Annotated in this window: 21 protein-coding genes; 15 read left to right on the top strand and 6 right to left on the bottom strand. The window is 43.4% G+C overall.

The window, feature by feature from the left end:
• Positions 1-142: 142 nt before the first annotated feature.
• Positions 143-1,462, top strand: coding sequence for a serine hydrolase domain-containing protein (locus tag ACNORC_RS00145; protein WP_418333548.1), 1,320 nt, complete (start codon positions 143-145; stop codon positions 1,460-1,462).
• A 77-nt stretch (positions 1,463-1,539) separates the two neighbouring features.
• Here ACNORC_RS00145 and ACNORC_RS00140 read toward each other — a convergent pair whose 3' ends face one another.
• A complete protein-coding gene (locus ACNORC_RS00140) occupies positions 1,540-1,995 on the bottom strand; it encodes an XrtF-associated fRMsr-like GAF protein (protein ID WP_418333547.1) in 456 nt (151 codons plus the stop codon).
• A gap of 65 nt (positions 1,996-2,060) precedes the next feature.
• Here ACNORC_RS00140 and xrtF point away from each other — a divergent pair, with 65 nt between their 5' ends.
• Positions 2,061-2,627: an exosortase family protein XrtF gene (gene xrtF / locus ACNORC_RS00135; protein ID WP_418333546.1), complete on the top strand. Its 567-nt coding sequence runs from the start codon at positions 2,061-2,063 to the stop codon at positions 2,625-2,627.
• The gene (locus ACNORC_RS00130) at positions 2,624-3,064 is read left to right on the top strand and encodes an exosortase F system-associated membrane protein (protein WP_418333545.1); all 441 of its coding nucleotides are present in this window, start codon (positions 2,624-2,626) and stop codon (positions 3,062-3,064) included. Before xrtF ends, ACNORC_RS00130 begins: the two co-directional genes overlap by 4 nt.
• A 5-nt stretch (positions 3,065-3,069) precedes the next feature.
• Here the strand turns inward: ACNORC_RS00130 and ACNORC_RS00125 are convergent, their stop codons facing one another.
• Positions 3,070-4,017: an NmrA/HSCARG family protein gene (locus ACNORC_RS00125; RefSeq protein WP_418333544.1), complete on the bottom strand. Its 948-nt coding sequence runs from the start codon at positions 4,015-4,017 to the stop codon at positions 3,070-3,072.
• Between the two features lie 162 nt (positions 4,018-4,179).
• Between ACNORC_RS00125 and ACNORC_RS00120 the strand changes: the two genes are divergently transcribed.
• The 10 genes from ACNORC_RS00120 to ACNORC_RS00070 all read left to right on the top strand — a co-directional run bounded on the left by ACNORC_RS00120 (position 4,180) and on the right by ACNORC_RS00070 (position 17,503).
• The gene (locus ACNORC_RS00120) at positions 4,180-4,575 is read left to right on the top strand and encodes an HYC_CC_PP family protein (RefSeq protein ID WP_418333543.1); all 396 of its coding nucleotides are present in this window, start codon (positions 4,180-4,182) and stop codon (positions 4,573-4,575) included.
• A 104-nt stretch (positions 4,576-4,679) separates the two neighbouring features.
• Positions 4,680-8,510 (top strand): efflux RND transporter permease subunit, encoded by a 3,831-nt coding sequence (locus ACNORC_RS00115; RefSeq protein ID WP_418333542.1) that lies wholly within the window; start codon positions 4,680-4,682, stop codon positions 8,508-8,510.
• Positions 8,507-9,772, top strand: a complete 1,266-nt coding sequence (locus tag ACNORC_RS00110) for a TolC family protein (protein ID WP_418333541.1) — start codon at positions 8,507-8,509, stop codon at positions 9,770-9,772. Before ACNORC_RS00115 ends, ACNORC_RS00110 begins: the two co-directional genes overlap by 4 nt.
• Positions 9,756-10,565: a heavy metal-binding domain-containing protein gene (locus ACNORC_RS00105; RefSeq protein ID WP_503473622.1), complete on the top strand. Its 810-nt coding sequence runs from the start codon at positions 9,756-9,758 to the stop codon at positions 10,563-10,565. The genes ACNORC_RS00110 and ACNORC_RS00105 overlap by 17 nt, the downstream gene beginning before the upstream one ends.
• Before the next feature lie 15 nt (positions 10,566-10,580).
• Positions 10,581-11,528: a DUF3347 domain-containing protein gene (locus ACNORC_RS00100; RefSeq protein WP_503473624.1), complete on the top strand. Its 948-nt coding sequence runs from the start codon at positions 10,581-10,583 to the stop codon at positions 11,526-11,528.
• 60 nt (positions 11,529-11,588) lie between these two features.
• Complete coding sequence (locus ACNORC_RS00095) at positions 11,589-12,077, top strand: heme-binding domain-containing protein (RefSeq protein ID WP_418333540.1); 489 nt, start codon at positions 11,589-11,591, stop codon at positions 12,075-12,077.
• A 10-nt stretch (positions 12,078-12,087) separates the two neighbouring features.
• Entirely contained in the window at positions 12,088-12,702 is a 615-nt protein-coding gene (locus tag ACNORC_RS00090; protein WP_418333539.1) for a DUF3347 domain-containing protein, read from the top strand.
• 47 nt (positions 12,703-12,749) lie between these two features.
• The gene (locus ACNORC_RS00085) at positions 12,750-13,268 is read left to right on the top strand and encodes a helix-turn-helix domain-containing protein (RefSeq protein ID WP_418333538.1); all 519 of its coding nucleotides are present in this window, start codon (positions 12,750-12,752) and stop codon (positions 13,266-13,268) included.
• A 185-nt stretch (positions 13,269-13,453) separates the two neighbouring features.
• Positions 13,454-13,939, top strand: a complete 486-nt coding sequence (locus tag ACNORC_RS00080; RefSeq protein ID WP_418334618.1) for a DUF305 domain-containing protein — start codon at positions 13,454-13,456, stop codon at positions 13,937-13,939.
• Between the two features lie 78 nt (positions 13,940-14,017).
• The gene (locus tag ACNORC_RS00070) at positions 14,018-17,503 is read left to right on the top strand and encodes a heavy metal translocating P-type ATPase (RefSeq protein ID WP_442777770.1); all 3,486 of its coding nucleotides are present in this window, start codon (positions 14,018-14,020) and stop codon (positions 17,501-17,503) included.
• An 86-nt stretch (positions 17,504-17,589) separates the two neighbouring features.
• Here the strand turns inward: ACNORC_RS00070 and ACNORC_RS00065 are convergent, their stop codons facing one another.
• Both ACNORC_RS00065 and lysS read right to left on the bottom strand, forming a co-directional pair.
• A complete protein-coding gene (locus ACNORC_RS00065) occupies positions 17,590-20,085 on the bottom strand; it encodes a zinc-dependent metalloprotease (protein ID WP_418333537.1) in 2,496 nt (831 codons plus the stop codon).
• A 225-nt stretch (positions 20,086-20,310) separates the two neighbouring features.
• Positions 20,311-22,008, bottom strand: a complete 1,698-nt coding sequence (lysS, locus tag ACNORC_RS00060; protein WP_418333536.1) for a lysine--tRNA ligase — start codon at positions 22,006-22,008, stop codon at positions 20,311-20,313.
• 107 nt (positions 22,009-22,115) lie between these two features.
• Between lysS and ACNORC_RS00055 the strand changes: the two genes are divergently transcribed.
• Positions 22,116-22,271: a YqaE/Pmp3 family membrane protein gene (locus tag ACNORC_RS00055; RefSeq protein ID WP_418333535.1), complete on the top strand. Its 156-nt coding sequence runs from the start codon at positions 22,116-22,118 to the stop codon at positions 22,269-22,271.
• An 8-nt stretch (positions 22,272-22,279) separates the two neighbouring features.
• Positions 22,280-22,990: a lipoyl(octanoyl) transferase LipB gene (lipB, locus tag ACNORC_RS00050; RefSeq protein ID WP_418333534.1), complete on the top strand. Its 711-nt coding sequence runs from the start codon at positions 22,280-22,282 to the stop codon at positions 22,988-22,990.
• A 344-nt stretch (positions 22,991-23,334) separates the two neighbouring features.
• On the opposite strand, the gene ACNORC_RS00045 is transcribed toward lipB, so the two are convergent.
• Both ACNORC_RS00045 and rnhB read right to left on the bottom strand, forming a co-directional pair.
• Positions 23,335-25,785, bottom strand: a complete 2,451-nt coding sequence (locus ACNORC_RS00045) for an NHL repeat-containing protein (protein ID WP_418333533.1) — start codon at positions 25,783-25,785, stop codon at positions 23,335-23,337.
• Between the two features lie 28 nt (positions 25,786-25,813).
• Positions 25,814-26,413 carry a ribonuclease HII gene (rnhB, locus tag ACNORC_RS00040; protein WP_418333532.1) on the bottom strand — a complete coding sequence of 200 codons (600 nt, stop codon included), beginning with the start codon at positions 26,411-26,413 and terminating at the stop codon, positions 25,814-25,816.
• Positions 26,414-26,624: the final 211 nt, after the last annotated feature.

Here is a 26,624-nt window from a genome sequence, read left to right as displayed (position 1 = left end):
TGAATTATTATCGGGTTCATTTATTTAGAAAAATTTTAAGAGGTAACATGTATAACATATTACTATTTTTAAGATATTTGCTTGTATAAGACTCTACTAAAGGGTGTCTTAGTGTATCAATCTCAATCAAATCAGTCAAAAAATGAAAAAGTTAATCACCTTCAGTTTTATGCTATTAGTGGCAGTATCACTAACTGCCCAGGACTTTAACCGTGCCAAAATGGACAGTCTTTTTGATGTTATCGAAAAGAATAACAAGGGGATGGGAGGAATTGCCATTCACAAGAATGGAAAACCGGTCTATCAGTACAACATTGGCTATGGCGACATTTCAAAAAATATCGAAGCTCACCCACGCACGAAGTACAGGATAGGTTCCATTTCCAAATCCATTACGGCAGCCATGATCCTGCAACTGGTCGAGGAAGGCAAACTTTCCCTGGAGGCAAAACTTTCAAAGTTCTATCCTGAAATTCCTAATGCTGCGAAGATCACTATTGAAGATCTTTTGAGGCACCAGAGCGGTATCTTCAATTTCACCAATGCTGAAGATTACATGGGTTATATGGAGCAGCCAAAGACCAAAGAAGAATTGTTGAGCATTTTTAAACAAAACGAACCTGCCTTTGAACCGGGAGAAAAGAATGATTATTCTAACACCAATTACGTGTTGCTTTCCTTCATTCTGGAAGATCTCGAGAATAAACCATTTCCTGAAATTTTGAAAGAACGCATTACAAAGCCGCTGGGGCTGAAAGACACTTATTATGGCGGAAAAATTAATTCCGGAAATGCCGAAGCCTATTCCTATAGAAAAATGAAGAACTGGGAACCGGCTAAGGAAACAGATATGAGTATTCCTAAAGGAGCAGGTGCAATAATTTCTACTCCTTCAGATCTAAACACTTTCTACACGGCCCTTTTTAACGGAAAAGTGATCAAACCTGAAACCCTGGAGAAAATGAAGACTCTCACAAATGGGTACGGAATGGGCCTTTTCAGTTATCCTTTCCACGAGAAAACCTTCTATGGACATACCGGCGGAATTGATGGTTTCAATTCCATGAGCACCTATTATCCTGAGGAAGATCTGGCAGTTACATATATCTCGAACGGAACTGATTTTTCTCCCAATGACATTGCCATTGGCGCAATAAGTATCTATTGGGGAATGGATTACAAAATCCCATATTTTGAACCTGCACTGAATGTTCCTGTTGAAAAGTTGAACACCTACACCGGCACCTATGAAGGACCGAACTTTCCTTTTATTGTCACCATTTTTGTCAAAGACAACATGTTAATGGGAGAGGCTACAGGTCAACCTAAATTTCCTCTGGAGGCATTCGATGAAAATAAGTTCCAGTTCAGTCGTGCCGGGGTTAAAATGGAATTTCACCCCGAAGATGATAAAATGCTGCTTTCCCAGGGAGGTAATACTTACGAGCTTTCCCGGAAATAAGAACTGGGAATCACAAAAATTAAAGGCTGCCAAAAATGACATTTTTGGCAGCCTTTAATTTTTAATATTTTTTGGTGTTACAGGATCTCTGCCACCTTTTCATTCACAAATTCGAGGAAGCGCTCATCTTGTTCAGTAAAGGGATCAGGAACATTGGAATCGATGTCGATCTGCCCAATGTTTTCCCCATTTTTGAATAAGGGCACTACAATTTCGGCCTTAACGTGAATGCTGCAGGCTATGTAATTGTCCTGTGCACTTACATCAGGCACCACAAAGTTCTTGTTTGAAACGGCAACCTGTCCGCAGATACCTTTTCCGAAGGGGATGATCGTGTGATCTGTTGGTTCCCCGGCATAAGGCCCCAATTTAAGCTCATTTTTATCTCCGTTCTTGAAGTAGAAGCCTACCCAGGTGTAATATTGGATCTCTGCTTTCAGCAGCTCGCAGATCTCCTGGAGGCGCAGGTCAGTGCTCGCACCCTCTGCGTTTATAATTTCTTCGACCTTAGGTCTTAATTTTTCAAATGACATAAATGGAATTTTGCACAAAAGTATTTAAAAATTAACCGATGCTATACTTTTTAAATTCAATACTTTTGAAAAAACCTCTGCCAGATTTGTTTCAGCTGATAAAGAAATACTCAGCCGTTCTTCGCTTCATATTCACCTTTTTGGGTACCTATCTTGTATTGGCTTTTTTGTACAACCTCTACCTGCACCATTTTCCTTCTGAAACCTATTATCCAGATTTTCTCACGCACCTGGTGGCGCTGCAGAGCGAAACCCTGGTTTCTGCCTTTGGCTATGATGCGCAAGCGGTTTCGGGTTATCCTGAAAGTACCATGCATTTAATGGTGAACGGTCAGTTTGTTGCCCGGATAATTGAAGGCTGTAATGCGGCCAGTATTATTATCCTGTTTGTTTCTTTTATGCTGGCTTTTTTCGGAAAGGTCAAAACCACATTAGTCTTTATCCTGGTAGGAACTGTGGTCATTTATGTTACAAATATTGGAAGAATTGCCATGATGGCGATCGGGATCTACGAATATCCGCAGCAGGCCCATTTTTTACACACTATAGCCTTTCCGCTCATCATCTACGGCGCCGTTTTCATGTTGTGGGTCTTGTGGGTACAGGTATATACAAAACAGATAAGAGGATGAGAGGCTTCAGGAAAATAGCAATAATCGGACTGCTTATAGGGATACTGGCTTTGATCAGGCTATATGAGTACAGGTTCTTTTATGATCCATTCATGTACTTTTTTGAACAGAAGTACCAGGCCGGGGAAGGAATTGATTTTCCCGCGTATATGTTCCTGAATGTTTTTTGGAGATTCCTCCTCAATACCATTATTTCCCTTCTGATCCTGTTCGTCGCCTTCAGGAGTAAGAGCATCATTAAATTTTCTGCCCTCATCTACCTCGGATTTTTCGTGGTTCTCTTTCCTGTATTCATTTATCTCATGAACCACGTGCAACCGGATGAATACCTGGCGGCTTTCTATGTGCGTCGTTTCCTGGCTCACCCGGTTTTAGTACTCATCTTGTTACCTGCATTTTATTATTACCGTCTTCAAAAAGTCGGCTGGGGAGATTAAGTCCGTTAGACCTCCATTTTATCTTTATTCTTTTGCAGCCATTCCCTGAAACTTAAAAGCTCCGGATTCAATTCCCGGGTTTTTTCAATATCCCTTTTTCCGCAGAAGTAGTCCTCAAAGTCAGCTTTGAACTGGAACATATTTCCTAGATCATCGGCACCGGGAAAGTCAAAACTTCTGTATACAGATGGTTCCACGGCATTATAATGAACCTTTTTTCCATAAACCTCAGAAAAGGTCTCTGCCATTTGTTTGCCGGTAAGTTTCTCCCCGGCTATGGCGACGGTTTGGTTCTTGAATTTATCTCCGGCTTTAAAAATTCCGAAGGCACATTTCCCAATATCATCGGCTGCAATGCCCGGTAATTTCTTGTCATCCATAGGGAAGGTGATATACAATTCGCCATCTTCTCCTTTTTGAGGCCCCATTCCGAAATTGATGAAATTGTCCCAATAGAATGACGTAAGCAGGAGAGTGTAGGGTACGCCACTGTCCACAAAGAATTTATCTGCTTCGGCTTTGGCATCGAAATGTGGCACTTTGTAATGTTCCATAAGAGTTGGCATGCGGTCGTCATCCAGCGGCACCCACTTACGGGTATCTTCCAAAGTAGACCATATTACGTGCTGCAACCCTGCTTCTTTCGCTGCTTCGGCCATATTCTTTGCATGTTCTTTTTCTTTTTCGGGAGAGAAATGCTCCCAAAAGAAGGTCACACAATAAGCTCCATAAGCGCCTTTAAAGGCTTTGACCAGGCTTTCTTTGTCAGCAACATCGGCTTCCACCACTTCGGCTCCTTTTTTCCGGAGTTCTTCTGCTTTTTCCGAATCTGCTTTCCGTGTAATCGCTCTCACTTTGAATTCGCTGTTCCTGTCATTTAAGATTGCATGTGCAAGTCCGCCCCCTTGGGATCCTGTCGCTCCTACTATGGCAATAATTTTTTCCTTTTCCATTTGGTTGTTAGTTTTAAAGTTCTGTAATTCATAAAGTTACATTTTAATTTTATTTGAAAAAGGCCTTTTAGAACTTTCGTAAAAGGTTTTATTTTTTTCTGGGTTTCTTAGTATTTAAGGACCAGTACTTTGCTATTAAAAAAATATTTATCTTTGTCCCTCGTGAAAAAGCTAATACAGAAAACAGGATCCTTGTTAATGGCACTTTTGGTGCTGTTCTCTACCATGTCCTTTACCGTAGATAAACATTTCTGCGGAAGCATACTGGTGGACCAGGCTGTGTTTTCTAAAGCCGAAAGCTGCGGAATGGAACATGCCGGAGATATGACGGGAGAAAATGGTTGTAAAGATCAGAAGGTTTCTGTTGAAGGTCAAAAAGATCTGAAGATCTCCTTTAACGATCTGGATCTCCACCAACAAGTGTTCTTAGCATCTTTCACTTATACTTTTGTTGAACTGTTTGAGGAAGTGCCGCAACAGGCAATTCCTTTTTCAGATTATTCACCGCCCTTGCTGGTCTATGACATCCATCTGCTAGATGAGACCTTTTTGATCTGATCTAAAAATTAATTTTTGAAACGTTTCCGAAGAACCGGAAGCGTATTCCTGTATACAAATTTCAAACTTCAGGAGCATCAATAATTAATTTTTAAAGTTCAGAAATGTTCGAAAAAATCATTCATTACTTTTTATACAACCGGCTGGTAACATCTCTGTTACTAATTGCCATGATCGCATGGGGAATTTCGACCTCTCCCTTTGATTGGGATTCTGGGATTCTGCCCAAAGATCCGGTTCCGGTTGACGCTATCCCGGACCTGGGAGAGAACCAACAGATCGTTTTTACCGATTGGCCGGGGCGTTCCCCTCAGGATATTGAAGATCAGATCACCTATCCATTGACCACATCCTTACTGGGAATTCCGGGAGTAAAATCTATCCGGAGTACTTCCATGTTCGGTTTTTCCAGCATCAATATCATTTTTAAGGAGGATATTGATTTCTACTGGTCCCGTACCAGAATTCTGGAAAAGATCAATTCGCTTCCCGCTAACCTGCTGCCGGAAAATGTTCAGCCTACCTTAGGTCCCGATGCTACAGCATTGGGGCAGGTTTACTGGTATACTTTAGAAGGAAGGGATTCACTGGGCAATGTTACCGGCGGTTGGGACCTGCATGAGATAAGATCTGTGCAGGATTTTTACGTTAAACTTGGATTGAGCGGAGTTGATGGAGTCTCAGAAGTAGCTTCTGTAGGAGGCTTTGTTCAGGAGTACCAGGTAGATGTGGATCCCGATGCTTTAAAGGCCTTTAATGTTGGAATTGATGATGTGATGATGGCGGTGAAAAATTCAAACCGTGATATTGGAGCCAAGACAATTGAGGTCAACCAGGTGGAATACCTCGTGAGGGGCCTTGGTTACATTGAGTCTATAGAAGATATAGAGAACACCGTGGTCGCCGTGAATGAGAATAAACCTATCCTTATTTCGGATATTGGAGTGGTAAGCCTGGGTCCGGCACAAAGGCGTGGGGTTCTGGATAAAGCCGGTGCCGAAGTTGTGGGCGGGGTGGTGGTTGCCCGTTATGGTTCCAACCCGCTTGAAGTAATCAATAATGTAAAAGAAAAGATTGCCGATATCGCTCCGGGAATGCCTACTAAGGTCCTGGAAGACGGAACAGTGAGCAAACTGACGGTAGTACCATTCTACGACCGTACCCAATTGATCAAAGAGACCATAGGCACCCTTGAAAATGCCCTTTCTCATGAGATACTTATAAGTATTATCGTGGTGATCATCCTGGTGTTGAACTTACGTGCTTCCATTTTAATTTCTACTCTTTTGCCGGTGGGCGTCCTGCTTACCTTTGTGGCGATGCGATACTTTGGGGTTGATGCCAATGTGGTTGCCCTTTCCGGAATCGCCATTGCTATTGGGGTCATGGTAGATGTGGGGATCGTTTTTGTTGAAAACACGATAAGACATCTTGAATTTCCGAAAAACAGAAATGCGAAGGGAGAAAAGCTTTTGCAGGTGATCAAAAAAGCCACAGTGGAAGTGGGGCCTGCGGTGACCACTGCCCTTGCCACTACCCTGGTGAGCTTCCTGCCGGTCTTCTTTATGGAAAATGCCGAAGGAAAACTCTTCCGTCCCCTGGCCTTTACCAAGACCTTTGCATTGGGAGCTTCCTTTCTTCTTGGACTCATGATCCTGCCTATGCTGTCTTACTATTTCTTTTCTTTCCGCCTTAACAGAAAGAGGACTAGTGTATTGTGGAATTACGGACTTGTGGTTTCAGGAATTTTGTTGGCGTTGCTGTTCCAAATGTGGCTTCCGTTAGCACTTACTTTAATAGGGGTCATTAGGATCTTTGAACCCAAAAGCCGGGGATACCTTGGTAAATACAGTCGGGAAATATCACTTTTCATCATCCTTTCCGTGACCATCTTCTTTCTTACCGAAGAATGGATGCCGCTGGGCTTTGCCAACTCGGTCTTCACGAATTATATTTTTGTGATCATTTTGCTCGGCTTGACCTTAACCGCCTTATTGGCCATTGTGAAATTTTATGAGCCAATCCTAAAATGGTGCCTTAGCAATAAAAAGACCTTTTTGACTATCCCATTGGTTACCATTTTCTTCGGAATCCTGATCTGGCAGGGCTTTCCAAAGCTCTTCGGATTTGTTGCCAACGGAGCAGAAGCTATAGGGATTGAACTAAGGGAGACAGCCGCGTGGGAAGCTGCTTCAGAAACTTTCCCTGGCGTAGGTAAAGAATTTATGCCTTCGCTCAATGAAGGAAGTTTTCTATTGATGCCTACCTCCATGCCCCACTTTGGAATTGAAGGAAGTAAGGAAGTGGTGCAGAAGCTGGATATGGCGGTGACCAATATTCCTGAAGTAGATGTTTCTGTTGGAAAACTGGGAAGGGTAGAAAGCGCGATCGATCCGGCGCCTATTTCCATGTATGAGAATGTTATTAATTACAAACCTGAATACATAGTTTCCGAAAATGGCGAATTGCTGAGGTTTAAAGTAGATGATGATGAAAATTTCATCCTGAAGTCCGGCGATACAATTTCCCACGAAGAAGCACTTAGCAGGAAAATAACTTCCGAAGAACTTATTATTGACGAAGACGGCGAGTTATACCGCAACTGGCGCGATCATATTAACAGTCCCGATGATATTTGGGATGAGATTGTAGCCGTAACACAGTTCCCGGGGATAACTTCAGCTCCCAAACTACAACCTATTGAAACAAGGCTGGTGATGCTGCAAACAGGAATGCGGGCACCAATGGGAATAAAAGTCTATGGGCCCGATCTGGAGACCATCCAAAAATTCGGGTTTGAACTGGAGGATATTCTAAAGCAGGTGCCAAGTGTGAAAAAGGAGGCTGTTTTTGCCGATCGTATTGTAGGGAAACCATATCTCCAGTTAGATATTGACCGTCAAAAGATCGCGCGCTATGGCCTTAGTGTCGAAAAAGTACAACAAACGCTGGAAACGGCTATCGGCGGAATGGAAGTGACCTCAACCGTAGAAGGAAGGGAGCGCTATCCTGTACGGGTGCGATATCCAAGGGAATTGAGAAATTCTCCCGAAGAGATCGAGCAGATCCTGGTTCCAACACCAACGGGTACCCAAATCCCACTTGGGCAGCTGGTAGATGTGAATTATGTTCGCGGGCCTCAGATGATCAAGAGTGAAGACACCTTTTTAGTGGGTTATGTGCTTTTCGACCGCAAACAGGATTTTGCAGAGGTCAATGTAGTGAATGATGCCCAGGAACTTATCAGGAAAAAGATCGCCACCGGGGAATTAACGGTGCCCAAAGGAGTGAGTTTTGAATTCTCCGGAAATTACGAAAACCAGGTGCGTGCCGTAAAACGTCTTGCGCTGGTGATCCCCATTTCCCTGATCATCATTTTTATGCTGCTGTATTTCCAGTTCCATACCATCATTGCTTCCACCATTCACTTTTCGGGAGTTTTTGTAGCCTTTGCCGGCGGATTTATAATGATCTGGTTGTATGGGCAGGAGTGGTTTATGGATTTCAGCGTCTCGGGGATGAATATGAGAGATCTGTTCCAAATGGGTACGGTCAATTTGAGCGTAGCAGTATGGGTAGGATTTATTGCCCTTTTTGGGATCGCGACAGATGACGGGGTGCTTATGGGGACATACATTCACCGGGTCTTTGAAGAAAGAGATCCGCGCACGGTGCCTGCGGTAAGAGCAGCCGTGTTGGAAGCCGGTAAGAAACGGGTGCGGCCTGCAATGATGACAACGGCAGTAGCAATAATCGCACTTTTCCCGGTACTCACTTCAACAGGAAAAGGTGCAGATATCATGGTTCCCATGGCCGTTCCCATCGTGGGCGGAATGTGTATCCAGATCATGACCATCTTTGTAGTGCCTGTTCTTCAGGCGATTTGGAGAGAAAATGTGGTGTCTAAAAGCCCATCAAAAAGTATAGAAGAATGAAAATGAACTTAAAAATGCCCTTTTTGGGGATGCTGATATTTCTGATCTTCGGAATGGCTTCCGAAGTAAAGGCACAAACCTTGTCGGAATATCTGAGAATAGCTGCGGAAAATAATCCGGAAGTGAAAGCTGCTTATTCCGATTTTGAAGCAGCCATGCAGGAAGTGCCCCAAGTAAAAAGTCTACCTGATCCTAACCTGACCATGACTGCATTTGGAAGTATGGTAGAAACGAGGTTGGGACCACAGGAAGCGCGTTTTTCACTGATGCAGATGTTCCCCTGGTTTGGAACCTTAAGTGCAAAAGCCGATGTGGCTACACTCATGGCTGAAGCTAAATTCCAGGAATTTCTCGATGCCAGGAATGAACTTTTCTTCCAGGTGAGCGAGCAGTACTACAAGTTATATGAGCTGGAGCAGAGCCTGGTTTTTCAGCGGGATAACCTGGAGATACTTCAAAATTACAAAGATCTCGCCCTGTCAAGGGTAAGAGCAGGTTCCGGTGCATTGTCAGACGTGCTGCAGGTGGATCTAATGCGTAACGACGCAGAGACGAACCTTGAGATCCTGCAATTGAAGAAACAGCCGCTGCTGGCGAAATTCAATGCTTTGCTCAACAGGGAGAAGCTGCAACCGGTGATCATTCCTGTAGAATTGGATATTGCGATCGACCCGCAATTGATAGCTGAGGTAGCCGTGGAAAATAATCCTAAACTCGCTCAGCTGGAGAAAATGTCGGAGTCGGCTCAAGCCCAGAAGGAAGTTGCAAAAAAGAGCGGAATGCCGATGGTGGGATTAGGCCTCGATTATGTAATAGTGGGTAAACGAACCGATATGGTCGTGGAGGATAATGGAAGAGATGCTATTATGCCAATGCTTTCGGTAAGCCTTCCAATTTTCAGAAAAAAGTATAAAGCAGCACAAAAGCAGGCCGAATTTATGGCCGAAAGTTATTCTCAAAGAAAGGTGGGAGTTGAAAACCGACTAAAAGCCGAGATGGAGGAAGCTCTGTTTCAGGTGCAGCAAGCCCGGGCAATGCTGAATCTCTATGAGAAACAGGTGGAAAGTTCTAACCAGGTATTGAATCTGTTGCTTTCATCCTATAAAAATGCCGCCAGCGATTTTGAAGAAGTCTTACGGGTACGGCAGGAATTATTAAAATATCAGCTGGCTGTAGCCGGAGCAGAGGCAGAGCTCCTAACTGCTGTGGCTAAGATCAATTATTTAACAGGTAAATCGTTCGAGTATGAAAACGAAAACTAAAAATATACTAATTATTGCAGCGACCTTGATCATAGGAATGCTACTGGGATGGCTGTTCTTCGGTGGAAATAATTCTGAGGCAGAGCATGACCATGTCGCTTCGGAAGGAGCTGAAGAGACTGTCTGGACCTGCTCTATGCACCCACAGATACGTTCTAATGAACCGGGGAACTGCCCCATCTGCGGAATGGAACTTATTCCACTGGAAAGTTCAGGAAATGTTCAAAATTTGGCAGCGGTACAAATGACAGATTACGCTATTAAACTGGCCAACATTCAGACGCAAAAAGTGGGTGAGAACTCCGCAGGGCGCGAACTAGCCCTGAACGGAAAAGTAGCGGTAGATGAAAGAATAGTTTACACGCAGTCTACTCATATTCCCGGAAGGATTGAAAGGCTCATGGTAAATTTCACCGGGGAGAAGATCAATCGCGGGCAGGCATTGGCGACAGTGTACTCTCCTCAATTGGTGACTGCACAGGAAGAGTTGCTGCAGGCTTACGCCATCAGGAACTCACAACCCGAACTTTTTGAGGCAGCCAAAGAGAAACTCCGAAACTGGAAGATAAGGGAGAACCAGATCAACAGGATATTGGAAAATGGCAAAGCCAGCGAACGTTTTACCATTTCTGCTGATGTTAGCGGCGTGGTAACTGAAAAGATGGTGGAGCTGGGAGATTACGTAGAACGTGGAATGCCACTTTATGAAATTGCTGATCTCTCAAAAATGTGGGTTCTGTTCGATCTTTATGAGAAGGATATGGGCTGGGTAGAGGTTGGCGACAAAGTTTAATTTACCGTAGCATCGCTGCCCGGAGAAACTTTTGAAGGAAAGATCGATTTTATTGATCCGTTAATTGACCGCCAGACTCGAGTGGCAACTGCACGAGTGGAGGTAGATAACAAGAATGGAAAACTGAAACCCGAGATGTTCGCTTCAGGGGTGATAGAAAAATCAGGAGCTGAACAGACCTCTGCGTTGAGTATTCCAAAATCGGCTGTGCTTTGGACCGGAAAACGTTCCGTAGTATATATTAAAGAAGGCACAGAGAGCAATCCGGCATTCGTAATGCACCAAGTGGTTTTGGGGCCTTCTTTGGGTAATGCCTATGTGGTGGAGGAAGGTCTTTCCGCAGGGGAAGAGATCGTGGTAAACGGAACCTTCACAGTAGATGCGGCTGCCCAACTTGCGGGAAAACCCAGTATGATGAATCCACCCACCAAGATCCAGGACAATAAGATAAGTGCAGAGCAGGAAGATGTAAGGGCTTATCTAAACAACAGTGCTTATGATTTTCGAGGGGTGGCATCGAAGAGTTTTCAGCAGCAGTTAGATCGCCTGGTACAAACTTATTTGCAGTTGAAAGACGCTCTTGTTGTGGGTGACATGGACGCAAGCAATAATTTGAGCCGTGAATTTAAGGAGCAGGTGGAAAAAACATCGCCGGAAGATCTTACGGGAGAAGCGAAAATATTCTGGGAAGAAAAACAGAGCTTCCTGCGGAAACATGCTCAACTGAACCTGGAAGCTGAAGATCTGGCAGGACGCAGAGAGAACTTTATCTATCTCTCCCAGGCTATGATCAAGACAGTATCTGCTTTCGGACTTCAGAACAAAAAGATCTATGTAGATTATTGTCCCATGGCTAATTCTAATAAGGGAGCATATTGGTTAAGCGGAGATCCTGCTATTAAAAACCCTTATTATGGAGAAGCAATGCTCACTTGTGGGGAGATCGTCACTGAACTGCGGTAAAATAGAGCGGAATTAGCACGGAAAAATGGTAAATTGCGGTAACTAATCAAACTTACTAATATGAAAATCGTTAAAGGTATTTTGATCTTTCTTTTACTGGCGCTTATTGTAATACAATTTATTCCTGTGGAAAAGAACAAGTCAGAAAATGTGAATCCTGACATGGCATTTACCAATATCTATGACGTTCCTGAAAAGGTGGAACTTACTTTAAACACTTCCTGTTTTGACTGTCACAGCAACAATACCGAATATCGTTGGTTCGATGAAATTCAGCCGGTGAGATGGTATATAGAAGATCATATTCAGGAAGGAAAGGAAGAGCTGAATTTCGATGAATTCGGTACTTATTCCCAGAAGAAAAGAGCCCATAAAATAGAAGAGGTTGTGGAAATGGTAGAAGACGGGGAGATGCCATTATCCTCATATACCTGGGTACACCCTGATACGAGACTAAATGACAGGGAAAAAGAAGAACTAATTACCTGGTTCAAAAGTCTCTCGAAAAAAGAAGAAGCAATTAACGAAGATGAACACAATCATAATTAATAATTAAACAATGAAAAAAGAAGTTAGAAAAGGAATTTTATTCAGCCTAATGGCAGCAAGTTTAAGTTTAGCTGCCTGTGGAGACAGCAAGAAAGAAAATGAAGCCGATGATGCCTCAATGCCAATGCAAAATGAGATGCATATGGAGGCAGATGAGATGCAGGAAATGGGAGATATGGATCATGGAGACCTGGATAAGGGCGATATGGCAATGGCTCAGGACCTGGAATTCAAAAATGAGAAAATGTCACCTGTTTATGGGCATTACAACCACGTGAGAATGGCGTTGGTGAATTCTGATGCTGCGGAAGCACAGAATGGCGGAAAAATGCTGGTTGCGGCACTACAGGAGGCTAACGGTAGCACTGAAGCTATGGAAGCCGCCCAAAAGATTGCACAATCAGACGACCTTAATGTGCAAAGAACCGCTTTTTCTGATCTTTCTAATGCCATGGAAGGTATGATGACCGGTGCTTTGTCATCAGGAGAGGTCTACAAACAATTCTGCCCAATGGCATTTGAAGGAAAAGGTGGGTATTGGTTGTCTTCTTCTAAAGAGATCAGAAATCCGTATTACGGGGACAAGATGCTTAAATGCGGAAGTGTGAAAGACACTATTAAATAGGATCTTTGAAGCTTTTTATAAAAAATATGGTTTGTAACCGCTGTATTATGGTGGTGAAGTCTGAGCTAGAGAAGTTCGGACTTCATCCCGGTACAGTTACTTTAGGGGAAGCTGAAATTCCTTCAGAACTTTCTCCTCAACAAAAATTGGAGTTGAATGAGAGGCTTCAGGAGCTGGGGTTTGAACTCATAGATGACCGAAAGACCCGGCTGATTGAAGGGGTCAAGACCAGTATCGTCGAGCTGATCCATTCTACAGGAGACCTTCCAAAAATCACATTTTCAGAATACCTTTCCGATAAATTCCATCAGGATTATTCAGCTCTTAGTAAATTATTTTCCGAAGTTCAGGGAATGACCCTTGAGCAGTACGTCATCACTCAGAAGATAGAGAGGGTAAAAGAACTATTGGTTTACGACGAGCTATCGTTGAGCCAGATCTCCCTCCAACTGAACTACTCCAGCGTCTCCCATTTGAGCAAGCAATTCAAGAAAGTCACGGGGTTGACGCCCACCCATTTTAAGCAGGTTAGGGAAAAGAAGAGAATTCCTCTGGACAAGATTTGATACATCTTTAAAGAACCTTTTAAAATCTGCAAATCCATTGAGTTTTACCAAATCTTTATGATGAATTGGTGAACATTTTTCCGAATTTGGTAGTAATCGGGCTACAGGAAATTGAAAAAAAGAATTATTTCAATTTCCGATTAGTCTACATGATAACACTCTACTACCAACCAAAGGACATTAATATGGATGCTAAAGACCACCAAAAGAAAAGCAGTAACTACGGCAGATTTTTCGCTATGCTGGCGCTCTCATTTATTGCCATGTATATCACCATGTACATGAATACCTATGAATTTGACCACGTCTATTTTAGTCTTACCAGGTTTTATATGACCTGCCTGGGAATTTCTGCCATGGCGGTAATCATGTTGTCTCTTATGTTGAATATGTATAAAAACAAGAAAAAGAATATTGGTATATATCTGGGCAGTGCCTTGTTATTCTTATCGGCGCTTACCCTGGTAAGAGCACAGGCCCCAATTATTGGAGATGTGCTTTACATGAAAGCGATGATCCCTCATCACTCTATTGCCATATTAACTAGTAAAAGAGCTGATCTTGAAGATCCTGAAACTAAGAAGTTGGCCAAAGAGATCATTGAGGCTCAGGAGCGGGAGATCGAGCAAATGAAAAAGATCATAGACCGACTGGAACAGCAGGAAAAGTAGTTAGGAAACAATTTTCCAAAATTGTATAACACTGCTGCCTTTATTCCTGCGAACTTTGTACTATAAAATTAGCAGGAAATGAAACATACCTATAATATATCAGGAATGACCTGTAATGGTTGCAGGTCTCGTGTTGAGAAAACCCTTCAGCAGGTGGAAGGTGTGCAAAACGCTACAGTTGATTTGGAGAAAGCTGAGGCTGTAATCCAAATGGAAAACCACATTCCGGTGGAAACCTTTGAGGCGGCACTTCAGAAGGAAGGTGGAAAATATCATATCTCCGCTCCTAACTTTTCCAAAGTTCCAACTGCTGAAAGAACAAAATCTTTTGAAGAAAATAGTTCTTCTAAAGAAAACTTTGGAAAAGTTCAAGAGGCCTCTTCTTCCGAAGCTGAAGAATCAAAGACACCCAAAAATGCCATTTCTGAGCACTCTTCTTCCGAAGAGAAAAGTTCTATGAAGCAACACTACAGCATCACCGGGATGACTTGCAACGGCTGCCGTTCTCACGTTGAAAAGGCGCTACAGCAAGTGGAAGGCGTGCAGGAGGTTACAGTTGACCTGGAGAAAGCTGAGGCTATTATCCAAATGGAAAAGCACATTCCGCTGGAAACCTTTGAGGGGGCCCTTCAGAAGGAAGGTGGAAAATATCATATCTCCGCTCCTAACTTTTCCAAAGTTCCAACTGCTGAAAGAACAAAATCTTTTGAAGAAAATAGTTCTTCTAAAGAAAACTTAGGAAAAGTTCAAGACTCCTCTGCTTCCGAAGCTGAAGAATCAAAGGCCTCCAAAAAGGACATTTTAGAGACTGCTTCTTCTGAAGCCGGAATGACACACACTTACACCATCATTGGTATGACCTGCAACGGTTGCAGGTCGCATGTGGAGGAAACTCTCAACAAGGTTGCGGGAGTGGAACACGCCACTGTCCACCTTGAAAAGGCTGAAGCGGTTATCAAGATGCAGAAGCACATCCCGGTTGGTGTTTTTGAAGATGCGCTTCAAAAGGATGGGGGAAAATATCACATTTTAGACGCCCCGAGGAACGGAAAGCTCGAGCAGCACTTTGAGATCGTAGGTATGACCTGCAGTGGGTGCCGTGAACATGTGCAGGAAGTATTGCAGAAGGTCGCCGGAGTTGAAAAGGCCAGAGTGGACCTGGAAAAAGCGGAGGCAGTTGTTATCATGAAAGAACCCGTACCGGTAACTACTTTACAGGAAGCTTTGCTCGAGGAAGCCGGATCCTACAATATTTTTCTGCCCGGCCAGGATGCTTCGAAATTTAACCTTGGAAAAGTTTCAAACTTTTCCAAGGTTCCCAAGGGCAAAGGCACCGGAACCTTCTATTGCCCCATGCACTGCGAGGGAGATAAGACCTATGATCAACCGGGCGACTGCCCCGTCTGCGGAATGGATTTAGTGGAAGAGGTGAGTCTGCAGGCACAACCGGAGCAGTACACCTGCCCGATGCATCCCGAAATTATTAGAGATGAACCGGGAAGCTGCCCCATCTGCGGAATGGACCTGGTGCGAATAGAGCCGGATGTTTCCGGAGAAAAGAAGACGTATCACAAGCTGCTCAAAAAGTTCAAAATAGCGGTGGCTTTTACATTGCCTATCTTCCTTATCGCCATGGGCGAGATGATTCCAGGGAATCCCCTTTATGACTGGATGGACCTGCAGGCATGGAACTGGGTGCAATTCGCACTATCGCTTCCGGTGGTATTCTACGCTACCTGGATGTTCTTTGAACGTGCCTGGCGCTCTATAGTTTCCTGGAACCTGAACATGTTTACCCTAATAGGAATTGGTGCCGGAGTTGCCTGGACCTTCAGCGTCTTTGGAATGCTTTTTCCGGACTTTTTTCCGGCGCAATTCAAGACCCACGAGGGCACTGTGCATGTTTATTTCGAGGCCGCAACAGTGATCCTTACTCTGGTTTTACTTGGACAGGTGTTGGAGGCACGGGCCCACAGCCGAACCAATTCGGCTATTAAAGAATTACTGAAACTGGCGCCTAACAAAGCTACTGTGGTTGTCAACGGTGAAGAAAAAGTGATCCATACAGATGAGATCCAGGTGGGAGATGTTCTAAGGGTGAAACCCGGAGAGAAGATTCCTGTAGACGGGAGCATTTTAAAGGGAGAGACGAATATTGATGAATCCATGATCACCGGAGAACCTGTTCCGGTGGAAAAAGTTGAGGGCGATAAAGTAACTTCCGGAACCATAAATGGTAACAGAAGCTTTACCATGACTGCTGAAAAAGTGGGAAATGAGACGCTGCTCGCACAGATCATCAAGATGGTGAATGACGCCAGCCGTTCGCAGGCGCCCATTCAGAAGCTGGCAGACAGGATCTCGGGTTATTTTGTGCCCGTTGTGGTTTTGATCTCGGTTCTCACCTTTATTATCTGGGCCATTTATGGTCCGGAACCTCAGTACGTTTACGCCCTTATAAATGCTATCGCGGTGTTGATCATTGCATGTCCCTGTGCGCTCGGTTTGGCGACGCCAATGTCGGTCATGGTGGGCGTAGGTAAAGGTGCGCAGAATGGAGTGCTGATAAAGAATGCTCAGTCCCTGGAACAAATGAATAAAATAGACACCCTCATCATTGATAAGACGGGTACTATTACAGAAGGAAAACCTTCCGTAGAAAAAGTGGTTGCAGTGAATGATTTTACCGAAGAAGAAGTATTGAAACTCATGGCTTCGGTGAATTCACAGAGTGAGCATCCATTAGCTTCGGCTACCGTGAACTTTGCAAAAGAGCGAAAAATTGAACTTTCTGAAGCTTCAGATTTTAATGCCGTTACCGGGAAAGGTGTTACTGGGAAAACTTCGGGAAAAGAAGTTGCCATAGGTAATGAGAAGCTGATGCAGCAGCTGGATGTGGAGGTTTCAGAAGAGCTTCAGCAACAGGTGAAAAATGAGCAGCAACAGGGGAAAACCGTTTCCTTTGTCGCTGTTGATAAGAAAGTGGCAGGCTACGTATGTATTACAGATCCTATTAAAAAGACCAGTCGGCAGGCGATCAAAGAGCTGATAGACGCAGGGGTTGAGGTGATCATGCTTACCGGAGACAACCAGACCACGGCAGCAGCAGTGGCATCAGAACTTCATCTCTCGGATTATAAAGCCGGAATGCTTCCGCAGAACAAATTGGAAGAAGTAGAGAAACTGCAGCAGCAGGGTAAAAAAGTGGCCATGGCTGGTGACGGGATCAATGATGCTCCCGCCCTTGCCAAAGCCGATATTGGTATCGCGATGGGCACAGGAACCGACGTTGCTATTGAAAGTGCGGAGATCACTCTTGTAAAAGGAGATCTGCACGGGGTGGTAAAGGCGCGAAACCTCAGTGAAAAAGTGATGAAGAACATCAAGCAGAACCTTTTCTTCGCCCTGATCTATAATACGCTGGGAGTTCCTATTGCTGCCGGAGTGCTGTATCCTTTCTTCGGAATTTTGCTCTCGCCAATGATCGCAGCGCTTGCCATGAGCTTTAGCTCGGTTTCCGTGATCACTAATGCGCTGAGGTTAAGGAATGCCAAGATAGACTAGTCAAAAAGGGCGTTTTTGAGGGGTCTTTTAAAAAGAAAAGCCGGTTGAAATTTCCAACCGGCTTTTAATTATTGTGCAATTATTGGTTAACTATTTGGATCCAGTATTAAATTCACTCTTTCCAACGCATCTTCCAGGTGGTAACGGGTAAGTGTATCCCTGCTTCGACCTATACTATTGCGTAGATCGCGTTGAAGTTTTTTAAGCTCTCCTCTTACCACAGGGCGTATATCACTCTGCGCCACATCTATATTTGAACGGGTAACCCAAGACCTAAAACGGGCAGGAATTGGATCCTGCTCTTTTTTCATCAGGTATTCCATTCGGTCAATATAGGCACGCTGAAGGTTCCTGCGATAGGTGTCAATGCTCTGACCTCTTCTCAACTCACTCCAGATACCGGTCCTCAGGTCCTGCATCATATCGAGTAGTCCGTATGCATCGCTTCCGTTCATTTCACGGTTCTCGATCAATCTGGCCATTCTTCCGAAGTCAAGAAGGTTATTAAGGGTTCTTTCCTGAGTATTTCTGATCCTTTCAACGCTACCGTCAAATTCGATCCTGTTAAAGATCTCCTGATCGATTAGCCACTCAGGAGTTGAGAACAACTCATCCTGTAGGAAATTCATTGCATTTTTCTGCTTTTCGGGAGTAACGTGAAAATACACGGCTCCTTCCTGATCGTAGGTCTTGGTTTCTTTTATCACACCACCCACATTCGCGGCAACATGGCCCATATACCGATTATACTGTCCAAGAACCTGCTCATACATGGTTTCGAGATCATCATAATCCTTGCCTTTTTCGGCGGTCCATTCGATGAGGTTAGGAACAATTCTCTTAAGATTCTTGATTCCGTACTGGCTGGCAAGAACCGAATCATCACCAAGATCTTCGGTTTGAGAAGTTGGATCGATCACACTGCTTTGCTGGGCACCAAACCTGTAAACAGGATCTCCCGCTTTTTCAAGGATCCAGGAATCAAGGATTTCTTTTTCCTCTTTTCCTTCTTTTTCAGGGATCGGTTTATAACCCCACATGATGGAGTACTTATCGTAGGGCCCAATGTTCGGCATAAGAGCTACATCTCCATCTTCAGGTTGAGCAACGTAGTTGAAACGTGCATAATCCATAATAGAAGGTGCAGTTCCGTACTTTTGAGTAAACTCAGGATCTCTAAGAGATTCTACGGAATAAGCAACACTGCTTCCCATGTTGTGAGGCAGACCAAGAGTATGTCCAACCTCGTGAGAAGATACAAACCTGATCAATCTACCCATGATCTCGTCCTTGAACTCTACTCCGCGGGCATCTTCATTAATAGCTGCGGTCTGAACAAAGAACCAGTTTCTCAAAAGGGTCATTACGTTGTGGTACCAGTTAATATCCGATTCCAGAATTTCTCCGGAACGTGGATCACTTACGTGTGGTCCGTTAGCATTTGGGATTGGGGAAGCCAGGTAACGCACTACAGAATAGCGCACATCTTCAGGGCTCCAGTCCGGATCTTCCTCTTTGGTCGGAGGATCCTTTGCAATGATCGCATTTTTGAAACCTGCCGCCTCAAAAGCTACTTGCCAGTCTTCAATTCCCTGCTTGATGTATGGGATCCATTTTTTTGGAGTGGCACGATCAACGTAGTAAACGATCGGTTCTTTTGGTTCTACCAGTTCCCCGTTCTTAAATTTTTCCATATCCTCGTCCCTCACTTCGAGTCTCCAGCGATCAAGGTAACGCACGGTCTTACTTTCCTGGGCATCGAGTCCGTAATCTGTTTGTCCGGTAGTAAACCAGCCTACGCGCTCATCAAAATATCTTCTTTCCATAGGAACCTTTGGAAGCAGGATCATGGAGTTGCTCATTTTAACTGAAATAGATCCTGTGCTTGAATTTGAAGGTGGTTCCCCAGCATTGTAGGTCTTTACATGACGAACTTCAATGTTCTTAGGGTAACTTCTAATAGTGTCAATATAAGACCTGCTGTCGTCAAGTCGGCTTATTTTATAAGTTTTACGATTTCTTTCTGGAAAACCTAGAGCCTGAACATCCTTTTTGAACAGGTCTGTTACCTTGATCACAGTAGCATTGTTCACAGAATCCTTGTGAAAAGCTTCAATGTCAAAGGAGAATAGGATAGGTTCAAAATTGGAATTTACTACAGCTTCGTGAACAGGAAGTGAATCTGCAGCAAAAACATCGTGAGAAACTACACGAAGAAGAACATTCTTGTTCTTCTTTTCCCATCGCAGTACCTGTTCATTCTGTTTTCCCCCACCAAAACCAATGCCCGATGCAGTTTGGGCAATCCTGGTGACCATAAGCATTTCGCGGTTGAAAAGGCTGTCGGGGATCTCGAAGTAATAATCGTCTTCAACCTGGTGTACGGTGAACAAACCTTTGTCTGTTTTCGCTTTTTTGGTGATGACCTTGTCGAAGTCTTTAATGCCGTTCTTATCTTTTTGAGATGGTTTTGCGGCAGTGGCTACTGTTTTCTTATTCTTTTCAGGTTGAAAAACAGCACAGCTTGTTATTGAAAAAGATAAGCAAACAATAGCAAGCCGAAACAATAATCGGTTGTTCATTAATGTGAATTTTTGGTTAAAAGATGCCCAATGTAAAAAAACAAATCCTGGTTACCTAACAGAAGATTGTTTAAAAACAGGGGGTTGCAGTATGCAATCCTTTGACAGCAGAAAGAGAGAAAGGTTTAAAATTTTAACTTTTTTAAATTTCCGGAAAATTAAAAACCCCAAACACACTCTTGGAAAAAGGGCATTTGGGGGCAAATTTATTTTTACTTCGGGTTTTTAGAACCACTTTTCTACCTCGTCCAACTGCAGGGCAGCGACAGGTAATTTGTTCTTTTTGCGAAGTCCGTTCAGTTTTTGGTGAACCTGTGTAGGTTTCTGTTCCCTCAGTTTAGCAACCGAAGTGAATTCGTGCATTACCACGTCTACCCATTCTTGCGGAATTCCTATCTTAAGGAAATCTTCCGGTTTTGGGGTAGGAGTTTTTTTCTCCGGTTTCATTTGTGGGAAGAACAATACTTCCTGGATGGATTGTTTGTTAGTAAGGAACATGATCAATCTGTCCATTCCAATTCCCAGTCCGGAAGTTGGCGGCATTCCGTATTCAAGGGCACGGAGAAAATCGTGATCGATAAACATTGCTTCGTCATCTCCTTTTTCAGACAATTCTAACTGCTCCTCAAAACGGGCGCGTTGCTCCAAAGGATCATTTAGCTCGGAATAGGCGTTAGCGATCTCTTTTCCGCAGACCATCAGCTCAAAACGCTCTGTAAGTTCAGGATGGTCACGGTGCTCTTTACAAAGCGGACTCATCTCTTTAGGATAATCTGTAATAAAGGTTGGCTGTATGAAATTGCCTTCGCATTTCTCGCCAAAGATCTCATCGATGAGCTTTCCTTTTCCCATAGTATCATCTACTTCGATGCCCATACCTTTGGCAGCTTCGTAGATCTCTTTTTCAGATTTTCCGGTAATGTCAAATCCGGTGAATTTTTTGATCGCTTCGGTCATAGTGACCCTCGCATACGGAGCTTTGAAATCAATTTCGTTTTTTCCGAAGGTAGCTTTGGTCGATCCATTGACAGCAAGCGCACAATGTTCGATCAGGTTTTCGGTGAATTCCATCATCCAGTTGTAGTCCTTGTAAGCCACATAGATCTCCATGGCGGTGAACTCAGGATTATGGGTTCGGTCCATTCCTTCATTTCTGAAGTTCTTTGAGAATTCATAAACTCCGTCAAATCCACCTACGATCAATCTTTTTAGATATAATTCATTAGCTATACGTAGATAAAGCGGAATGTCCAATGCGTTGTGGTGCGTGATAAACGGCCTTGCAGCTGCACCTCCGGGAATGGATTGCAGGATAGGTGTCTCAACTTCAAAGTATCCTTTGTCGTTGAAGAAGTTACGCATGGCATTGAAAAGCTTTGTTCTCTTGACAAAGATCTCTTTCACCTTTGGGTTTACTACAAGGTCTGCATATCGCTGGCGGTAGCGAAGTTCAGGATCATTGAATTCGTCAAAAGTGTGACCTTCTTTATCTGTTTTTGGAAGGGGCAGCGGTTTTAATGATTTGCTCAACAGGGTGAAATTCTTCACCATTACCGTCATTTCCCCTACCTGAGTCTTGAAAAGTTCTCCTTCTATACCAATGAAGTCTCCAATGTCAAGAAGTTTTTTATAGACGTCATTGTATTTGCCTTTATCGTCTCCCGGGCATATCTCATCGCGATTGAAATAAACCTGGATCTTTCCGGTGGAATCCTGAATTTCGGCAAAAGATGCCTTTCCCTGAATCCTTCTGGACATGAGTCGGCCGGCAATAACTACCTTTTTGTCTTCCTCAAAATTCGATTTTATTTCGGCTGTAGTATGATCTACCGGATAAAGCGCCGCGGGATAAGGATTTATGTTCAGTTTCCGAAGAGATTCCAGTTTCTCTCTGCGAATGATTTCCTGTTCAGATAAATGCATATTTCAATTCAATTTAGAACTGGCAAAGATACAGACTATCACACAATCAATCAATTGTTTTTTAAGCCGTTCTTGTTGGCGAGAAATTGTATATTTGGGTCAGTATTATGAGCCTTTGGAGAGTTATATTATCAATTCTGTTTCCGCCCCTTGCAGTGATAGATAAGGGATGTGGATCTGTCCTCATTGTGCTTATTCTCACCTTACTGGGCTGGATTCCGGGAGTGCTTGCCGCACTGATCATTCTGAACAACCGGAGGTAACAAATTTAATGACCGAAGAATTGAACAAGAAAATTGAATTTCAGGAACTGGGGCTGAAGGATTATAAGGATACCTGGGATTACCAGGAAGAACTGTTCCAGAACATCCTGAACCTGAAAATAAAGAACCGGCGCGAAGCCACTTCCGAGGAAACCCCCAATTACCTTCTTTTTGTAGAGCATCCGCATGTCTATACCCTCGGAAAAAGTGGTGATATTAGTCATTTACTTATTAACGAGGAGCAGCTTAAACAAAAAGGCGCGACCTTCTATAAGATCAACCGCGGTGGCGATATTACATATCATGGACCCGGACAAATTGTGGGTTACCCGATCCTTGACCTGGAGAATTTCTTTTCAGATATCCATAAATACCTGCGACTGCTTGAGGAGACAATTATCCTGACTTTGAAAGACTACGGAATTTCTGCGGAAAGAAGTAAGGGTGAGACAGGCGTTTGGCTGGATGTTGGTACTCCATTTGCCCGAAAGATCTGCGCTATGGGAGTACGGGCGAGCCGATGGGTGACCATGCACGGATTTGCATTTAATGTAAATGCCGACCTCGGCTACTTTGACAATATAATTCCCTGCGGAATAGAAGGGAAGGCAGTAACCTCGCTAAATGTGGAACTCGGCGTCAAAGAAGTTCCGGTTGACGAAGTAAAAGAAAAATTAAAAAAGCACTTTTCTGCCCTTTTTGAGGCTGAACTGGTTTGACCCCAACCTCCTGAAGGGGGCTATTGTGGTTGCCGGTTGCAAGTTGTACGTTCTTTTGGCCACGAATTCACGAATTTTTTTTCTTCAGCTGAATCTGATATATCTCAACAGGTAATGCAACTTTTGAACCCTGTCTTTTCTGTGGCCCAAAGGTATCTTTGTGTTCTTCTTTTAAATCTTTGTGTTCTTCGTGTGAAACTATTGGGCCTACAGTGAAGTAGTGATGCTTTGATGAAGTTCTTCGGGAATCTGCGAGATCAGCGGGAAAAATTTCCGGAGTCAAAATTAAAAGAGGTCAAAAATGCCATTTTTCAAACGCTCCGTTCTTCTTTCTCTTAAATATACTAACGTCTAATTTCATATATCAACACCGAATCCTCATCTCCCTGCACCACCAATTCGGGTGCTGAATCACCTTCGGCATTGGCAAGATCAATTACGGAATTTCCGTAGACGGGGAAGCCATTGATAAGTTCTGCATTACTGTCAAAGAGGTATATCTTATGCGTTTGCAGGTCAGTGACACTCACATAGATCTTATTGTTGAGGTAAAAGATCTGGGGAGCAGTATATAGTCCGAAGTCCAGGGTAGCCGTATTGTTTTTGATCTGTAGGATATTATCTGACAGGCTCACAAAAGTCTTTTCGGTTGCAGTGATCTTATGGGTGTCAGAAAGTCCGCGGTCTTCTCTTTTGATTTTTCCATTTTCGCTAATGCTTACCAGTTGTCCCTTGGCATTCGTGGAGACAAAATCGCCGTTGTACTCATACCATTCATTATCTGAAAAAGCGACTTCCTCCTTCACTGCGACCCTGGTTTTTCCTGTCCTGCTTAAAATGTCAATTTTGCCCCCTTCTTCGGCTATGACAATATAGTCTTTGCGCCCAATCCTGATGTGCTTTGGTGGATAGAGGATCCTTTCGGAAGCTTTACGGAATTCAAAACCTTTTACCTGTCGCCCTTTCTTGTCATACATATAAACATCTTTGTTCTGTACGATCACAAACCGGTAATCCCTGTTGTTCTCGTAGTCGAATACAGCAAGCGGTTGGGTGATCTCATCCCGGAACTCCAGCGGAAATGGCTTTACAGGGTTGCCATCGCGATCTATAACGTAAAGTTTATTCTGAGTGGCAAAGGCCAGCTGATATCTACCATTTCTGAAAAGATCTACAGAAGCTATCTCACCCAGGATCCTGGAATCAAGTTTCTTTTTCCAGTAGATCTTACCGGTAGGAGCTATCAGGTAGAGCAGGTTCTCGATGTCCTGCACTGCAACGTCCATTCCGTTCGTACGGTGGTTGCGAAAAAATACAGGCCTTGCCGCCAATGCAGCACCCAGTTTGATTGAAGAAAGCTGGGATGTACCGGTAGCGGCCGGCATATTTTCATTTTTTGATATAATTGCATGTACATGAGCAAAGTCGGACTGGTAGACGAACTGCAGGGCGCTCAAAGGGAAGTCCTCAAAATCCAGTTTTTCCATCTCCTCTTTTAACGCATCAGAACTTGAGTCGGTAAGTTCATTTTTAAAATTTTTGTTATTGGAGACGAGAAGAATGGAAGCTTCTGAGCTCAGGCTTTCAAAAGCTGAAGAATAAGCTTTACTGGTGTTAAGTACCTGCTCGTTTTGAAAAGCAGAGATCACTTCTTTTAAGGCTTCATCAGATTCAGAAAAAATGGCGAACTGATCGAGAACTGCAAAATACTTCAGGTTCTCTGGCTTTAATAATGGTTTTAAAAGGTCTGCAAAAACCTTTGGCTTAGGGTATTCAAAAATGGAAGTTTCCCGAAAACTTTCTGCTAAATTTAGGTCATTCGAAAAAGTGGATGCGAACTCGTTTCCGGGTATGCGGACAGCGAATACTGAAGCTTCAGAAGTGTAGATCATTCCGGCTTCCACAGAATTCTGTAAAAGATCCAGTTCTTTGGATCCTTCAGGCTTCGCATTTCCTTGTAAGGTTTTCAGGTTTTCGCTTAGCTGTTTAAAATCTTTAAACGTAACAGAATAGAAGCCTGTGCTATTCAGCGGACTAATACTTCCCAGTAAATTCTCTGCAGGATTGACATTTTTAAAGACGTTTATCAAACGTGGCAAAGTATCACCGGCAGTGGAAATTCCGTGTAACTTAATTTCGTTTTGAGTGAAATCTGAATCAAGAACCGTCCAGTTACTAAAAGAAGGAAGTTGCGAGAAGGTAGAGTTGGGAAACCATTTTTGAATTAAAGGTTTTGCTTTTTTGTGATGAATATATATGGAAGGTTTTTTTGAGGAAGCTGCCTTCAATGCTTTTTCAAAATCGGGCAGATCCATCAAAGTGGTTTCTTTATTTAAGCTTTCTTTCAACAGGTTACTGGAATTGCTCAAAATGAGTACGCTATCTTTCACAACAAGGTATGCCTGTCTCCCATTGAATTCTAATTCTGTTATCTGTCCGTCTTTTTCAGTGATTTCAGTGGAGTCGGTCGCGCTGATTCGGCTTTGTTTGGTGATAAAAGTGAAATGAAGAGAATCCTTTTGGGAGAAACTGAAACTTAGGAACGCGGGATCTTTATGCGGAACGAGATCCAATATTTTCGTTTCTGCTGCTATCTGACGATAGAGCGGAAAATTTTTGTTTTTCTTTAAGAATTCGTTGTTCTGAAGATTACTGAAAAAAAGATCCGGATCCTGAAGTTTTAGAATGACTCCTGAAGAGGCAGGAATGAAATCGGTCAGTTCCCCGGCTCCCTGCCTGTCTTTAGTGCAACTAAGCAGAGCTGCAAATACAAGGAGCAAAAGATATTTTCTCATAAGAGCTGTTTTCCTACAAAAGTAGTATTTACAGGGGAAGTTCCAACTGTTCGGGGAGTAGTCTGAAGCTTTTACGGTGATATGGGGTGGGACCGTACTCTTTTAACGCCTCCCGGTGCTCTTCAGTTGGGTATCCTTTATTCTGTTTCCAGTTGTACATAGGATATTCTTCATGGATCTTTGCCATAAATTCATCCCGATAAGTTTTTGCAAGGATCGAGGCGGCCGCAATGTTAAGATATTTTCCATCTCCTTTAATGATGCACTCATACGGAATGTTTTGGAATGGTTTGAAACGGTTACCGTCCACAGAAATAAATTCCGGAACAGTGGTCATGGTTTCGATACATCGATGCATAGCCAGAATGGAGGCGTTCAAGATGTTGATCCTGTCAATCTCCTCCATATATACGTGTTGAACCGAATAACAGACTGCTTTCTTTTCGATCAATTTCCGCAGCTCAATCCGGTTCAGGCTATTTAATTTTTTGGAGTCATTGATAAGCTTGTTCCTGAATGATTTGGGAAGGATAACTGCTGCAGCTGTCACAGGTCCTGCCAGGCAACCTCGTCCGGCTTCATCGGTCCCGCACTCGAAGAGAAATTTGGTGTGACTTTTTTTTAGCATTGCTTCCGGTTCAAAGTGGTTCTCAAAACTGACCTTTTGAGGTGACAAAGTTAGAAGAAGATTTTTGAATTCAGGTCCTTTAACGATGAAAAGCTCCTTTCATAAGGGTGTTTAAATTTTTTACATTTTTGTGATAAATGTTTTATTTACGTTTAAAATTGATAAAAACTGATTTTAATATGGCATTTACTTCTTTATTCTGAGAATAGTT

Origin of the sequence: Salinimicrobium soli (assembly GCF_048323655.1) — a bacterium.
In the GTDB taxonomy this organism is placed as follows: domain Bacteria; phylum Bacteroidota; class Bacteroidia; order Flavobacteriales; family Flavobacteriaceae; genus Salinimicrobium; species Salinimicrobium soli.
The sequence above is the reverse complement of the archived record's forward strand: the minus strand, read 5'-3'. Positions and strand labels throughout refer to the sequence as shown.